The 15,539-nt window shown below is 43.3% G+C and carries 11 protein-coding genes; 1 reads left to right on the forward strand and 10 read right to left on the reverse strand.

All coding sequences use genetic code 11. The features are described 5' to 3' along the window. Nucleotides 1-393: 393 nt before the first annotated feature. From NTX44_07635 to NTX44_07655, 5 genes are all read right to left on the reverse strand, one after another. Nucleotides 394-819: a hypothetical protein gene (locus NTX44_07635; protein MCX6121476.1), complete on the reverse strand. Its 426-nt coding sequence runs from the start codon at nucleotides 817-819 to the stop codon at nucleotides 394-396. A 1,201-nt stretch (nucleotides 820-2,020) separates the two neighbouring features. Continuing rightward, a complete protein-coding gene (locus tag NTX44_07640; protein ID MCX6121477.1) occupies nucleotides 2,021-3,481 on the reverse strand; it encodes a glycoside hydrolase family 30 protein in 1,461 nt (486 codons plus the stop codon). 468 nt (nucleotides 3,482-3,949) lie between these two features. Further along, nucleotides 3,950-5,188: an MFS transporter gene (locus tag NTX44_07645; protein ID MCX6121478.1), complete on the reverse strand. Its 1,239-nt coding sequence runs from the start codon at nucleotides 5,186-5,188 to the stop codon at nucleotides 3,950-3,952. A 374-nt stretch (nucleotides 5,189-5,562) separates the two neighbouring features. Beyond that, nucleotides 5,563-6,426, reverse strand: a complete 864-nt coding sequence (locus NTX44_07650; GenBank protein ID MCX6121479.1) for an aminotransferase class IV — start codon at nucleotides 6,424-6,426, stop codon at nucleotides 5,563-5,565. Next, nucleotides 6,423-9,191 (reverse strand): PAS domain S-box protein, encoded by a 2,769-nt coding sequence (locus tag NTX44_07655; protein MCX6121480.1) that lies wholly within the window; start codon nucleotides 9,189-9,191, stop codon nucleotides 6,423-6,425. Before NTX44_07655 ends, NTX44_07650 begins: the two co-directional genes overlap by 4 nt. 614 nt (nucleotides 9,192-9,805) lie before the next feature. Here NTX44_07655 and NTX44_07660 point away from each other — a divergent pair. Next, nucleotides 9,806-12,598 carry a DUF2339 domain-containing protein gene (locus tag NTX44_07660; protein ID MCX6121481.1) on the forward strand — a complete coding sequence of 931 codons (2,793 nt, stop codon included), beginning with the start codon at nucleotides 9,806-9,808 and terminating at the stop codon, nucleotides 12,596-12,598. Between the two features lie 32 nt (nucleotides 12,599-12,630). Here the strand turns inward: NTX44_07660 and NTX44_07665 are convergent, their stop codons facing one another. From NTX44_07665 to NTX44_07685, 5 genes are all read right to left on the reverse strand, one after another. Beyond that, nucleotides 12,631-12,819 carry a SpoIIE family protein phosphatase gene (locus tag NTX44_07665; protein ID MCX6121482.1) on the reverse strand — a complete coding sequence of 63 codons (189 nt, stop codon included), beginning with the start codon at nucleotides 12,817-12,819 and terminating at the stop codon, nucleotides 12,631-12,633. A gap of 6 nt (nucleotides 12,820-12,825) precedes the next feature. Beyond that, on the reverse strand, nucleotides 12,826-13,386 hold the full coding sequence (locus NTX44_07670) for a hypothetical protein (protein MCX6121483.1): 561 nt from the start codon (nucleotides 13,384-13,386) through the stop codon (nucleotides 12,826-12,828). A gap of 231 nt (nucleotides 13,387-13,617) precedes the next feature. Next, on the reverse strand, nucleotides 13,618-14,058 hold the full coding sequence (locus NTX44_07675; protein MCX6121484.1) for a hypothetical protein: 441 nt from the start codon (nucleotides 14,056-14,058) through the stop codon (nucleotides 13,618-13,620). Beyond that, nucleotides 14,055-14,255, reverse strand: coding sequence for a hypothetical protein (locus tag NTX44_07680; protein MCX6121485.1), 201 nt, complete (start codon nucleotides 14,253-14,255; stop codon nucleotides 14,055-14,057). The genes NTX44_07675 and NTX44_07680 overlap by 4 nt, the downstream gene beginning before the upstream one ends. Nucleotides 14,256-14,258: 3 nt before the next feature. After that, on the reverse strand, nucleotides 14,259-15,371 hold the full coding sequence (locus NTX44_07685; GenBank protein ID MCX6121486.1) for an alpha/beta hydrolase-fold protein: 1,113 nt from the start codon (nucleotides 15,369-15,371) through the stop codon (nucleotides 14,259-14,261). Nucleotides 15,372-15,539 lie beyond the last annotated feature (168 nt).

A 15,539-nucleotide genomic window follows, 5' to 3' on the forward strand; every position in this document is an offset into this window, starting at 1 on the left:
TGTTAAGATTTAAGCAAACCTCGTATCTTGTTCAACCTTCACTTCTTTTCATTTGTGAAATCAACGACTAATAGTCTTCCACAATTGATTTTCTAATTCTTCGTAAGGAGATATAGAACAATACACCTCTAATGTCATGTTGTTCAGTGGTAATACTTGGCTGGATATCGCTGAATGGCCCCAATTTTGGCTCACGTTATTCGGAAGCAATGTAGCCAAAAGGTTTTTTAATCACAAGGCAGGGATTTGTGTATGTCTCTAAATTGAAATATAAAAAAGCCCGAGTGCACTAATAGACACAAGGGCTTATGGAATTATTACGAATCGTTCCAAAAAAGAAGTTAAGGAATCAGGATAAATCGTCTCTTGAAGACGATAATATTGTCCGATGGATTAATCGGTAAATTCAACTATATCCGCACGAATAGTGATCTTAGGCTGCGTATAGACGATCAAATTGAGAGCATCTGAATCGTACCGCACGTTGATGAGTGCAAGCCTCTTTCCTTCAACAGGTCCATATGCAGTCTCGTAGCTTTTCCATAAGTTTTCGAGAGCTTCTTTATACAGCATACCTGATCCGCTGACACGAACGAGTGCGAAAGTGTTGCTGACCATTCCCATGGAGAAAGTTCCGCCTATAAGATATCCCGCCTGGGCTTCTCCAGAAATATTCCGGGCAACTATTTTAAAATTGCTTTTTTGAAGCTGAACATCCGTCACATTGCTTGCCATGAATGCACCTCCGGCTGAACAACCGGAAATCAGCACGCTTATACCTATGAACGCGCACACAAGAATAAAATATTTTGTTGTCATGAATAGACTCTCCTTTGAAGAAATTGTTATGAGATATGAAAAGGACGATGCAAGATGAACATTGCTATTTGTATTGCGCATCGTTGATGTTTTTAAAAAATTGATTTGTAACTTATTCTTTTATACGAGATCGGACAAATGAAGTTGCGTTTTATGTAATAAACCTAAGTTGGGAGGGAGATATACTCCCGACCCCATTGTAGTTCAGGAGTCTCGCCTGCGTTTCACTTCGGCGAGCAAGCCAATTCCTTCACAACCAATGGTAATTTGATAATTTCTGTTCGCCACTATCTTTGAGCGCAAAGGAACCCCTCTGTCCCGATGAATTAAGATTCATCGGGACAACCTCCCCTTGAAAATAAGGGGAGGACAGGCAGCCACGAATTGGTGGCATTGCCAAAAGTCCCGCTGTATGTCTGCCTGCCGTGTAGTTCTTCAGTATTTCGGTAACACGAATTGTATATTTAGATAATATTTTCGATACATAGGTGTTATCTCAAAGTTGATATGAATAAATCGGGTAAGATCCCGATAGAAAACAGCAGGATTCTCATTCCGATTGCATACTTAACATCTCCCACTATGCGGGATCGTTAAGTCTGATCGGAATGGCACTTCAATCGATTTCGCCTGCTCAATAAAAGATTGATATAAGATTTTATATCGACCCTGCCCCATTCGTAGCCTCCGTTATTCGAAAAAGTTCGTGTCCTCTTTCTCCAAGACGCCGGGGATGAGGGATGTTTTTCTTGAAACCACCTCTCCGACCGCTTTCAGCGATCGGAGAGGTAATACAAAATAGGCTTTGTATCGTTACATACTTACCGCTCAGCCGCCGGGAATATTTTAGGGAACCGAAAGATGGTGGTTCCAAATTATATTTTTATTCTTGTATTGGTGAAATTTCTTCAGCGATCAATCTTCGGATAATTATTATATTATTTATTGAATTATTATTAATAATGTCTGATTGTTCAATGGTAATACATGGCTGGATATCGCTGAATTAGCTCAATATCGACTCACGATATTCGGAAGCAATATAGCCAAACCTCTTCATGTTTGCAATGGTCGTAACCTTTAAAACAAAAATCCCCAGCGTATTACTAAACACCGGGGATGAAGAATATTTTATTCCGTGTTATGCTTCGTTTCAATTCTCCTTCAGAAATTCCACAGGTTTAAGCTTCTTTTTTCCGGATTAATAAACAAGCGTTTGAATGGCATGCGGTAAAATATTAATCTTTGCCTCTGAAGAATCTAAAATGAAATTATACGTTATCGGTTTATCACTCACATTCATTATAATAGTTGCCATTGTACCATCTTCATTCATAAACGAAACACTAAGCAGCTGGCTTCTGCTTGAAGCAGTACTTACTCTTTTTGCATTTGGACGAATAAATTTTGAGAAGTGTCCAATGTAATAATATGAGGGGGTATAAATTAATTGGCCTGTTTTAGTGTCGGCATGGATAGGTGCAAAACAAAAATTTCCAACGTGATTTGGGCCTCCATTTTCATCTAAAAGAATGTTCCAATCTGTCCATCCCACCGTGCCAACATTAAAATCGTTTATGATTGACCGCCCATATCTTTCACCATTTGCCCAATCGTAATACTTTTCTGGAGTAAATGACCCATTACATCCTTCGGTAAATAAAATGTTTTTCGATGGATATGCTTCATGTACTTTTGCAATATTGCCATACAGAGGATCACTGCCAGTCCATGTCTCGTACCAATGAAATCCAATACCCCATGCATATTTTGAAGCAACTGAATCGGTAAAAATCGTGCTCGCCCTTTGATTAATTAAATCCCGATTATGATCCCATACAATTATCTTTTTATCGCCTAATCCTTGTTTATTCATAATTGGGCCTAAATAGTTCTTTAAAAAATCTCTCTCTTCTTCTGAGGTATAAATGCACGATTCCCATCGTTGAGTAGCCATAGGCTCATTTTGGATGGTAACACCCCAAACAGGAATTCCTTCTTTTTCGTAAGCTTTAATAAATTTAGTAAAATAATTTGCCCAGGCATTGTAATACTCGGGCAATAATTTACCTCCGTGCAACATATCATTGTTGTCCTTCATAAATGCAGGAGGACTCCAGGGACTGGCAAATATTACAAGTTTGTTACTTGCAGTTTTCATCGCTTGTTTAATGAAAGGAATACGAAATGTTTTATCATGATCGATACTAAATGTTTTTAGGTCTTTATCACCATCCTCAACATAAGAATAAGTTTCGCTGCTAAAATCGCAACTATTGATCTGCGTACGTGCTAGAGTATAGCCTATCCCCTTAGCTTTATCATAATAAGCATCGATAAGTTCTTGTTTTTTGTCATTAGGTAATTTGGCAAATGTCTCGGCACTTGCATCTGTTAATGCTCCTCCGATACCTATGATAGTCTGAAACGTTTTGTGAGGATTCACAAAAACAGAGATATCTGTTTCTAAAGGTTGTATTGCTTTTGTAAAATCAATTGTATCAGTTACAGTTAATCTTTCATTTGTCCCATAAGATGTAGAATGCACGGTTATATTTTTAACCGCAGATGAAAATATTATTTTATCATTTTGTGCTTTTGTATTCTGAGAAAACACAGAACCTGATAAGAACGATAATAAAATTACAAAGTATGTTTTCATATTACCCTTTTATTTTAAATTAATTAATATTTTCGACCTGTCCAAAATAAAGACTCCGGAAAGTGGTATCTTGCAGTTGAAAGACAACAAGAAAAAACCACACACCGGAGCGACATATGTCAATAAAGGGTACGAACATTTTTTCACAGATAGTATCACATATTGATAAAAATGCATTCAGCAGCAGTGTGCGTAAATATTATCTCGGAGCTTGTCCAAAAAGAAAGAAAATGTCACCCCGAACTTGTTTCGGGGTCTAATTTTTTACAAAAAACAGATGCTGAAACGAGTTCAGCATGACAACTCCGGACTTTTTAGACAGCCTCTGTTGTTTCGGAAGCTCTGCTTCCATCATACTTTTCATGCTCTCCCACAAAATGGGACGGCTATTGGTCGCAGACCCTTCGGATTTCGTATTTCCAAGGCGTCCATTTTCATGGATGCTTGAGACCACATCTCCGATCGCTTTCAGCGATCGGAGATGTAAGGCTCAAAGTAATCCAGGTCTTTACCGAAGGTTTCCTCAAGCTGAGACAGCGCAATGAAAGCGATCAGAATTGTAACAGCGCCAATCAGTGCGGCACTGGATACATCACCGAGAGGTGTCTTGAGAATTTTAAAAGCAAGAGTAAGAACAACGGTAAGACCGCGCACAAAATTCGGTGCAGTAACAGCAACGGTGGCGCGCAGATTTGTGCCGAACTGCTCGGCTGCCACAGTCACAAATACCGCCCAATAGCCCGAAGACCAACCGATGAGAAAACAAAAACAATAAAACATAATAAGAGATCTCCCGCCGAGAGTGAAGTAACCAATGGTAAAAACGGCAGTGAGCATCATAAACACGGCGATGATTTTTTTTCTGCTTCTGAACATCTGGCTCAGAAATCCATTTGTGAGATCACCGAATGTGAGGGCAAGATAATAGAGAAGAATTGCCGTCCCGGCCTTTGGAACCTCCGAAAGGCCAAGCGCCAAGCCGATCTCGGGGGAAAACGTGATTAGTATGCCGATTGCATACCAGATCGGCATGGCAACCAGAATCAGGAAAACGTATTTCTTAAATCTTCCGATGTTCGTGAATAAAAGAAGAAAATTTCCGCGTGAGATCGACAATTTGCGCGATTTCTCGAACATCAATGATTCACGCACTCCAAGACGCAGCAGGAGTAGCAATAATCCGAGACCTCCGCCAATGAAATATGCCGTTCGCCAGGGAAATGCATTTCCAACTAATGATGCGGCAACCACACCCAATACACCGACAGCAGCGACGATCATTGTTCCATATCCGCGATTTTCCTTCGACATCAGTTCGGAAACCAAAGTAACTCCGGCGCCTAACTCTCCTGCCAGACCGAACCCGGCGATAAACCTGCACGCTGCGTAGACCGGAACGTTTTGGGCAAATCCATTGAGAAGTGTTGCGAATGAATAGAAAATAATTGATCCAAAAAGAACAGACCGTCGGCCGTGAATATCGCCCAGGATGCCCCACACGATGCCGCCGATGAGCATGCCGAACAGCTGAGCATTCAATAAATCGATACCAACACTCAGGATTTGTTCGCCCGACAAACCGAGTCCGAGCAGGCTCTCGTTGCGGACAATGTTATAGAGAAGCAGATCGTATGCATCGACAAAGAAACCCAGCGCCGCCGCGATAATTGCAAGAACAATGATTGTCCGCTGCGGTTTTATTTCCATCCTCTCATCCTGTCCAATATTTTCATAGTATTAATCACCTCGCTCCACAACTCTTTTACCCGCCGTCTTATAGGCGGAGAGTTTGGGAACGAGAGGAATCGATTTTATTTCGGCTGGCAAAACATTTCAATGTAGAATCCGGTCACCGACCGGATCGTTTGCCCACGAACGTCCGATGTGATCATCGGACTCTACGCTTTCTCTCTTCATATCAGCTAATCTCTTAAGTTGGTTGGGAGTTATACTCCCGATCCTAGGTCGGTTCGGGAGAACATTAAAAGAATTTGTTACCCCGCAAAGCGGGGTATTAATAATAGGCCTTCGGCTCTCACAACTAGGCTCCCTCATAACTTGAACGCTGGTAGGGACGTGAATTACGAACAAACTTTTTTCTCCAAACCGGCATATTGTTCCTTAAGTAATTTGGTCTTTTGCCCGACTTTCCCGCTGCCGATCACCAGGCTGTTAATCCTTATAATTGGAAGCACTTTTTTGTACGTGCTGGTGATGAATGCCTCGTCGGCCGTTCTCAATTCGCTTACGTTCACAGTGCGTTCTTCCACTTTCATGAACTTTTTGGCCAATCCAATGACTTTGCCGCGCACGATGCCCAGTAAGACATCTTCTTTTGGCGTGATTAATCTATCACCTTTCACGATGAAGAAATTCGAGGTGGTGGCCTCGAGCACATTGCCTTCAAATGTATAAAGGATCTCCGCCGCCCCCTCCCGCCGCCGCAGCGGTTGAATATTCACCGCCGTTATGTAATCATTATTTTTTGCCGCAGATATTTCTCTCTGGTGTTCATACGTGATAAGCTTAACGCCTTTGAGATATTCTTTTTCCTTTTGAACAATCCTTTTTTGGGCGAGTATATATAAATTGGCGGAACGCACATCGTAATCCAGGCCTCCCACGAGTTTTCCCCCTGTGAGCACCAGTTTAATGCGTGCAGAGTCGTAGTGATTTTTCCGCAGGAGTTTATAGATCATCGCTTCAATTCTGCGCTTTGAACCCGGTATTGTAAGATGCATGATCCGTGCAGACCGTTCAAATCTCTCATAATGCTCGTCGAAAAATATGATCCTGCCGTTCATCGCCGCGATGGAATCGAAGATTGCATAGCCGCGCAAAATGCCGATGTCCGTAATTGAAATTTTTGCTTCTGCGGTTGGTACTATATTACCGTTGAGGCAGCAATACTCTACTGAGTTATTTGAATTTCTTTTATTCATCATCTATTCAACACTTCCCGTATTTTTTTTGCAAGAAGAATTTGTGTGAAGGGCTTTTGTAAGAATTCTACGCCTTCTTCCAACACTCCACGATGAGCCACAATATCCGCTGGATACCCGGACATAAACAATACTTTTATGGCTGGATACTTCACTTCGATTCTCTCCTTTAATTCTTTGCCGTTCATTCCCGGCATGACAACATCGGTAATCAATAAGTCAATTTTATCTCCGTACTTTTCACAGAGGGCGAGCGCATCGGACGGAGAGTGCGCGCTCAGCACTTTATACCCATACTTTTTAAGAGCAATTTTGGCAAGGTTGAGTAATTCTGCTTCATCTTCAACAATCAGCACTGTTTCTTTTCCAGTCAACGGGATTTTCTGCGGCTGTTCGTTTGAAGTTTCTGCTGCACCTTGATATCTCGGAAAATAAATTTTGAAGGTTGTCCCCTGGTCTGGCTCGCTGTACGCATTGATGAATCCGTTATTCTGTTTGACAATGCCAAAGATGGTGGAAAGTCCCAGACCGGTTCCTTTCCCCTTCGGTTTGGTTGTGAAAAACGGCTCAAAGATGCGGTTGAGGTTTTCTTTATTCATTCCCTTTCCTGTGTCGGAAAATATCAATTGCACATATTCTCCGGCCGGAATTTTCTTCGATCCATATCCGAGCGTTTCTTCAATTCGGACATTGACTGTTTCGATTCTCACAGAACCGGTATTCTCGATGGCATCCCGTGCATTCGTTGCGAGGTTGGTCAGAATTTGAGTAAGCTGTACGGGATCAATTTTAATATCCCATAACCCTTTTTTGGGCACTATGTTCAGAGCGATATCCTCGCCGATCAATCGCCCGAGCATTTTTTGAAGCGGGACCAATTCCTGATTTAAGTTTAACGGCACGGGCGCGATGATCTGTTTTCTGGCAAATGCGAGCAGCTGCCTGGTAAGATCTGCTGATCGTTCTGCAGTACTTATGATCGCTTTGATTTTTTGCTGCGATGGATCCGTCGGCGGCAATTCCTCCTCCAGCATGGATCCATACAAGAGAATAATTTCGATCATATTGTTGAAATCATGCGCCACGCCGCCGGCGAGCTGGCCGATGGCATCCATCTTTTGCGCCTGTAACAATTGCTCCTGCAGATTTCGACGATCTGTCTGATCGTTAAAGACGAGCACCACACCGGTTGTTTCCCCTTTGGATTTTCGTATTGGTGCACCGCTGTCCGCGATAGGACGGCGTGTACCGTCCCGTGCCACCAAGACTGTATGGTTTGCCAATCCTACAATAATTCCTTTTTTCAGCACGGAACCAACAGGATTCACCGCGGGCGCATTCGTCTGTTCATTAAAGATCTTAAATATTTCATCGATATTTTTTCCATATGCATCGGCTTCATCCCATCCGGTCAATAACTCAGCGACATTATTCATTTGCTGAATATTACCGTTCGTATCAGTTGTAATAACGCCATCACCGATGCTATACAGTGTAGTACGGAACCGTTCTTCGCTTTCCCGCACCGCTTCCTCGGCACGTTTGCGCTCGGTGATATCACGCGCAACACCTACCATTGCGATGATCTTCCCACTATCATCTTTCACAGCTGATGTCCAAAGCTCAATCGGAAACTCACTGCCGTCTTTCCGAAGGTTGAAGAGCTCGCCGCTCCAGCTTCCCTTAGACGTTATCGACTGGATTCGACTTCCTATCTCCAATGAAGTTTTTGCCGAACGGAGGATCGAAATCGGCTTGCCAAGCATCTCTTCACGAGTATATCCGTATGTCTTCAGGAATGCTTCGTTTATGAAAATGATCCTGTCTTCAAGATCGGTAATCGAAACACAATCCTGAATCGACGCTATTGTTTGAGCAAGCAATCTAATCTCTTGTTCCGCTTTCTTGCGTGCCGTAATATCCCGAAAACTCCAGACCCGGCCGACCGGAATGCCGTCGACTCTTTGTGCTCGAGAGTAACGCTCGAAGATTCTTCCATCCTTGAATTCCAGCACGTCGAAGCTGTTTTCATCCGGATGGTCATAGAGCTCCCTTACCTTCGAGATGAAGGATTTAGGATCTTTTAATTCTCCCATGACATGGTTTAATACGAGATCGTCATTTCTGCTTGCAACAACATCGGCTGGAATTCTCCACATCTTTGTAAACCGCTTATTGTAGCTTGAAATCTTTCCTGATCTATCAACGACAAGAATTCCGTCAGCCGTGGATTCCAGCGTCGCCTGCAGAAGTGAGACCGACTCCTTCAGTGCCTCTTCCATCATCTTGCGCTCGGTGATGTCACGGCTGATGCCCACCAGACCAATGATCTTCTTTTGTGGATCACGCAAGGGCACCTTGGTCGCCAAAAGCCAACCCGTCTTATTCGACGAAAAAACTGTCGGCTCCTCGCGGTTAATCAATGCTTCGCCCGACCGGATCACGTTTTGGTCATCAGCCAAATAGCGAGACGCAAATTCCGGCGGACGAAAATCAAAATCAGTTTTGCCCCTGACCTCTTCCTGTGATTTGGCGCCAAGAGAGCGTATGTGCGCAAAGTTGTTCAGCAAGAATCGGCTCTTTGTGTCCTTAACGTAGATACGATCCGGCAGACTGTTAATAAGCGTATTCAATAGGTTGTGCTCTGATGCTAGCGCCTCTTCTGTTGGTGTTTTCTTGAGTTCAGGAGACGGGTTTCTTTTAACTTGTCTGCGAAGAGATCTCAACTCACGAATCAAATCTGATTTAGTTCGGTTCTCGTCTTTCATAAAGTTATTCCTTTTAACAAACAGACGTCAACTCTTTTCGGATGCTTATCGTACTGTATGAATAATGATACAGGCTGGTTAAGATTATATAGAAGATCAAATCCTGCAAATCAGAAACATCGCTGTCCGGCATTGTATAATGCCCTTTCGCTAGGATGTTGGCTGGCAAACGATTTCTACACTGCAAAAAATAAAGGCAGGATATTCTCCGCCCCAACGTGCTTCTTGCACTGAGAATAGTAAAATGTAGGCAACAGCAAACCGAAATACAACAAAAATCCCCGCAGGAGGCCTGATACTATCATCCCGCATAGTGGGGTGTCTTTTCAAAATAAAGGACGGCTGACACAGTGCCAGATGCCGGGGATAAGGAAAGTTTTTGCTTGAGATCACCTCTCCGACCGCTTTCAGCGATCGGACAAGTAAGCCCAGTAAATGAATCCACGACTTTGAAGTGGAAGAATACGCAAGTTACTTTCATTGTGATAAAATATTTATTATACTCCACAACAGAAATTCTATCACTATGAAGGTGAATCCTTTTTGATTATCAGGTTCCTGCTTATGACACTGCCGAATATTAATGTCATTCTTAAAACTTGGAGGGAGGAAGCATGGAAATACTAACTATTGCTGTCATCGCTCTCATCATTCTTCTCGCAATCGTATTTGCTCGTATAACAAAGCTTCAAGTAAGAGTTGAGGATCTGGAATGGCGTTCACTAAGATCAGCTAAACTTCTGGAGAGCATCCAGACAAAGGATACTGAACTGGTCAAGGATAAACCGGAGAAATACAGTGATTCCGAACAAGCTGAAGAATCGTCCTCCGCAGCCGGCGTTTTGCCGGATACATTTGCAAAACCAGTATCGAAACCAATTTCGCTTTCCAAATCGGCAGAAACGATACCGTTGGCACCAGCGACAATCTCTTTACCTGCTTCTGATACGCAAGCTAAGGTTGATGAACCCAAATCACGCAGTCGTGAAGAATGGGAATCTTTTATCGGTGGAAAATTACTTAATCGTATCGGTGCACTGGCTCTGATTATCGGATTGGGATTCTTCCTTAAGTATGCCTTCGATAATAATTGGTTATCGGAAACAGTACGTGTGTTGATTGGTGCGACAGTAGGATTTATCTCTCTTGGTCTGGCCTACCGGACACATCAAAAGGGATTTCAGATTTTTTCACAGGGATTGCTAGGTGCCGGTATCGCAATCCTCTATTTATCTGTCTATGCATCCTTCAACTTTTATGCATTGATGCCTCAATGGGCAGCATTTGTGTTGATGTCAGGTGTCACGGCCCTCTCGCTGGCACTGGGGATTTATTATGACTCGCTCGCAATCGGTATGCTCGGTTGGGCAGGCGGATTTCTCACTCCGATTATGCTCAGTACCGGTTCGGCAAACGAGATAGGATTATTCACTTATATCGCTCTGCTGAATGTCGGGCTGCTTGCTATCGTCTTCATGAAAAATAAATGGGGCGTGATCGAACCCCTCACGCTGGCATCAACATGGATTATGTACTTTGCATGGTATTTTAAATTCTATCAGGAATCCGATCTGATTATCACTGTATTTTTCATCTCGGTATTTTGGATCCTCTTTTTCGGATTAGATTTTGCACGCCTTCGGTTCTTGAAGTTCGATACAGTTCCCTTGCAGCACGCTGTTGCCGCTGTCAATACGATCCTGTACTATATTGTATTGTACGGCCTCATCGATTACAAACACCATGAGTGGATGGCAGGAGTGACTGCTGCACTCGCCGGTATATATATCGGAGTATATTGGTGGCTGAAGCTCCGAACAGCAATTCATGAACTCGTCATCATGAGATATGTCCTCACTGCGATCGCCCTTGCTGTACTGGCAACAGCTATTCATTTTGAAGATTTTCAAACGGTCATCGGATGGGCAATAGAAGCTGCAGCACTCTTGTGGATCGGGATCAGATGGAAGAAACAATTTGTTTCATTCAGCGCAATAGCGTTATTTCTTTTCGCAACAGTAAAACTAATTGCTACACATGGGACTTTTGGATTTGACCCGATTGATTCTTTCCAAATATTGTTTAATGAACGATGTCTGGCTTTCGTTATTCTTGCCCTCACAGTCGGGGTCAGTGCTTATCGCATTCCGCGGTTCGAGATAAATACCATCTCTTTAACGAATACTTTTCATTTCGCATGGTGCATCATACTCTTTACGTTGGTGACGGTAGAAACAACTGACTTCTTTCGACTGAAAATTCTTGCGGCAAGCGGCTCCCATGCAGAGTCGTTGAACTTTCTGCGCCCGATTGTCTTTTCTATTGTATGGCTTGTACTCTCTATTCCACTTCTATGGGCTGGATCGCGTCAGAACCTTGAGCCATTGATCGTCTCATCTTTGGGTCTTCTTATTCTCACGTCAGGCACACTCTTTCTCTTAGGATTAGAGTACGCCCCAATTGCAGAATTTATTCCTGTCTTAAACTTCCGGGCAATGGCTTTTGTTTTGGTACTCGTAGGAGTTCTTTTACATTATTGGAGGATGAGGGCGATTCAAAACGTAAAACAATGGATGAAAATTTACACACCATCGTTAGTATATCTCTTTTCGGCTCTCCTCTTCACATTTGTTACCGTGGAGTTGAACGATTACTTCCGACTTCACATGATCGATCAAGCAGAAGATGCCATAGAAATACTGGCCTATTCGCGGCTGATGGCATTTGCTGTCGTTTGGGCAGCACTCTCTCTGCCGATGATCTTGATCGCACAGAAAACTGAACTATCTAAATTTCGTAATTCGGGTTTGTCTATTCTCTTCCTCAGTGTGTGTACTATCATCGTTCGGGGTATCGAGTATTCTCCCATAACTTCTTTCCAAGTAATTTTGAACACCCGCTTTGCCTGTGGATTATTCGTAATTGCGGTATTGTTTATTCAACAGTTTTTACTTGCTTCGCCATCTATGGAAAATATATGGAAAAAAGAGATCCTTCAGGCATTTCAAATCGGGATTATCGTGTTATCCCTTGTCCTGCTTACAGGAGAGACCCGAGATTACTTTGAGCAGCAGATTGTATCAACGCAGGCCAGCAATGAAACTCTTCGTCATCTGAATAATCTTGAGCAACTTTCGTTGTCTGGCGCCTGGCTCCTCTATTCCCTGCTGCTGATTGCTCTGGGATTCTGGCGTTCGCTGCGCAGCATCCGAATCATTGCGTTCGTTCTGTTCGGATTCACCATTCTGAAAATATTCATCTACGATCTATCATACCTTGAAACATTGTATCGCATCTTCTCATTCATTGGACTCGGGTTAATATTACTCGCTGTATCATACGCATACCAGCGTTATAAAGATATCATCTTTGGATCAGGGAATAAAAAAGAAGAGAGTAACACTTAGTCGTACTCCCGGCAGTGTTATACTGTTGAATGTCAGGAAGAAATGAGCGAAGATATGAGATGGATGAATCGTTCTTCGCCGTACAGTTCATTGGCCGAATTACGAGCTTCGCTGAGACCGTCTGTGTAAAGAAACAACTTGTCCCCAGCATCGAGATACATTCGTTGTGTTGAGAATGTTCCGTATGCAAAGAGTCCGAGCGGTAAGAAGGATGACTTCACCGTATTTCAACGTCCGACAAATGTTTTGATGTCTCCTCCATACTCCCATTCTTCTTCTCTATTTGACTTAAGTACTTTTTTTGCGCGCGCACGAAATGCAGGAGTCGCATAGGGAAGCATTTTCCGTACTATAATCTCAAGCTCCCTCTTGAGTTCCGGCTCTTCCTGCGTAATATTTGCAAGCACTGTCATAGAAAATGTTCTCACAGCAATAGGTTCATCGATCGAAGAGATTAGTGCAAAACAAAGATTTGCCACAACTCCCTGCAACTCGCGCGGTATGTCTGCAAACTGAAGTATACGCACAACATTGCGCTTCACGGCGTCGGGCACCCATGGTTCCTGCATTTTTTTTATCATTGGTTTAAGCCATGGGGAAACCAACTCGGGATGTAATTCAGCGCAATGACCGATAATCCAAGCTGATTTCTTCGCCAGCGGAGCCTCCCCTTGCAGGAATAATTCCATCAACAGTTGAAAGCGGTTCTTGTCTTTCCCCACCCACTTGACAAGCTTTACTACTTGCTCTTTTGTGCGAACGGCAAGTATTTCTTTTTCAATATCCATAGATAGAAAAAATAAACCGGGTCACCGGATGATTATACATCTTTCGAAAATATATCAAGCGTTGTTCGCTTCTGCCATCCCATGCGGTCACAGAATAATTCCGCTTCCTTGTTGTCACGATAGACAAAGAAATGGCATTTTGTAATCCCAACCCTGAGAAGTGCGTCTAGCGACCGCTGAGTTAAGTTTCGGCCGATCCCTCGTTTCCAGCGAATAAAACAACATGTATTTCTATTTCAACCCGAACTTCCTGATGTGCTCGTACAGAAGATATGCAGTACCGCCAGCCTGAACAGCTCCAAGAAGTGTCTTAAGCATACGGAACTCGTTCTGTTTAGCCAATTCCTGTTTCCATGGTGAGACAACATCGATCTGTTGTTGGAATTGTCCGGAAAGTGAAGTTGGAAGACTCGTGATTGATTGATGCAAAGACAATGGTACATATTCAGGGACGTCGCGCAATGATGATGGAAGAAGAATGTCTGCGTCAAAACTACGTAAGAGAGATTGATTGATAAGCGGTTTTTTGACAAGAGTATCGCGCACTTCCATTTTGCTCTGTTCTTGTGCGGAGAGAGCATAAGTCGCAGAAAAACTCAAGACCAAAATCCATACCACACAAGGTATAACTTGTGCAATGAGATTTCCAGATCGACCATGGATCGGCATCATTGTTCGTTTTCTTCCTTTTCAAGTGAAATATCGTTTCGGCAAACAACGCCGCCGTTTTGCGAACTATCAAACGACAAATCTTTCTTGAACAAAACAGTGGAACGAGCACAATTGATTTTCTTACTGAGCCTTTCCTCAGCCATATCAAATGAGCGAGTGTCGTTGTTTGCCGTGTTATGTGCCGTAGCCGACGCCAACTGCTATTCTTTGTATATTTCCCGAAGGCCGCGACTGATTGATGGAGCGACCCCGGAAAGATGTGTTTCTCTTTCGAACACCACGGTCTGCAGATGAAGACCCGGATAATGCCTGCTCTGCAGTAAGTCCTCAAGTTGCTTCACATTCGTTGTCGTCGCAGTCTCGGTGTAAGCGCGTGGTTCGAGTCCCCCGATTGATATGAACACCCTTGCGGGGAGATCCGAATGTCCGGCTGCATACTCCGCTTCATACTTAAACGTGACAAGACTGTCGAACCAGATGGATGGACTTCCGATGATATACCTCTTGAACATTTCGGGTTGGTGGAAAAGCGCATAGAGTCCAAAGAGACCTCCGTACGAATACCCGGCATATCCCACATCCCCCGACACCCGATAATTCTTCGTGATAAAGGGGAAGAGTTCTTCCCTCATAAACCGGATGAACCGCGGCGCGCCACCCGTCGGCCAACCGAGCTTCTGAGGATCAGGAATTGGGGTTGGGGTAAGGTCTCCGCTGCGCAACTTGAATACCGTACTCAAATTGTCTGTCTTATACCCCAGGCCGACGAGAATAAGTTGCGGCAATTCCCTGCCTATCTGCATCATTCGAATAATCTCATCTGTAGCAGCAAACATCAAATTTGCATCTGTTAAATACAGAACCGGATAATAGGTTGTATCAGTCAACCGATAGTTTTCCGGCAATGATACGAAAATCTTGATCTCTTCGCCGATGATTGAGGAATGTATGTACCTGACCTCTGTTTTGGGAAGCGTTACCGCTGCGTAAGTCATCGAGTCTGCCTGTTGCGCATTCGCGCAAGAGACGCACACAGCGAGTGTGAAAAGAAACACTTTGTAGTTGGCGAATCGCATGATACTAATTCCTTTCAAGATGGCTATGGCACATAACAAACATATATACGCAACACATACGACAGATGTTCCTGCTTTCGTTTCTTTGATAAATATTTGCGCCCCGACCAAATCAAGCTTCGATTCGCCATCCACTACCTTTCCTTTGATTGTTCCTTTCGGTATGTTTGTCTGTGCCCGGATGCACAATGGAATAAGGAATAAGACCATAAAGACCAAATGAATGTTCAATTTCATTGTAACCCCTCATACATTGATTTCAGACTTTGTAATTATGCTATTGACAACGATAAACTATGAAGATTGTTGCGGATTTTCGTCAGAACCGATGGGTTGAGACTACTAAACCGATGGGATAAGACCAAAGAAGAGAAACGAGCCCATACAATAATCTGAACGAGGAAA

It is taken from the genome of Ignavibacteriales bacterium, assembly GCA_026390575.1.
Classification (GTDB): domain Bacteria; phylum Bacteroidota; class Ignavibacteria; order UBA10030; family UBA10030; genus Fen-1298.

Coding starts and splice junctions, on each gene's coding strand:
- NTX44_07635 (MCX6121476.1), bottom strand. CDS start 819: ATGACAACAAAATATTTTATTCTTGTGTGCGCGTTCATAGGTATAAGC.
- NTX44_07640 (MCX6121477.1), bottom strand. CDS start 3,481: ATGAAAACATACTTTGTAATTTTATTATCGTTCTTATCAGGTTCTGTG.
- NTX44_07645 (MCX6121478.1), bottom strand. CDS start 5,188: ATGGAAATAAAACCGCAGCGGACAATCATTGTTCTTGCAATTATCGCG.
- NTX44_07650 (MCX6121479.1), bottom strand. CDS start 6,426: ATGATGAATAAAAGAAATTCAAATAACTCAGTAGAGTATTGCTGCCTC.
- NTX44_07655 (MCX6121480.1), bottom strand. CDS start 9,191: ATGAAAGACGAGAACCGAACTAAATCAGATTTGATTCGTGAGTTGAGA.
- NTX44_07660 (MCX6121481.1), top strand. CDS start 9,806: ATGGAAATACTAACTATTGCTGTCATCGCTCTCATCATTCTTCTCGCA.
- NTX44_07670 (MCX6121483.1), bottom strand. CDS start 13,386: ATGGATATTGAAAAAGAAATACTTGCCGTTCGCACAAAAGAGCAAGTA.
- NTX44_07675 (MCX6121484.1), bottom strand. CDS start 14,058: ATGATGCCGATCCATGGTCGATCTGGAAATCTCATTGCACAAGTTATA.
- NTX44_07685 (MCX6121486.1), bottom strand. CDS start 15,371: ATGAAATTGAACATTCATTTGGTCTTTATGGTCTTATTCCTTATTCCA.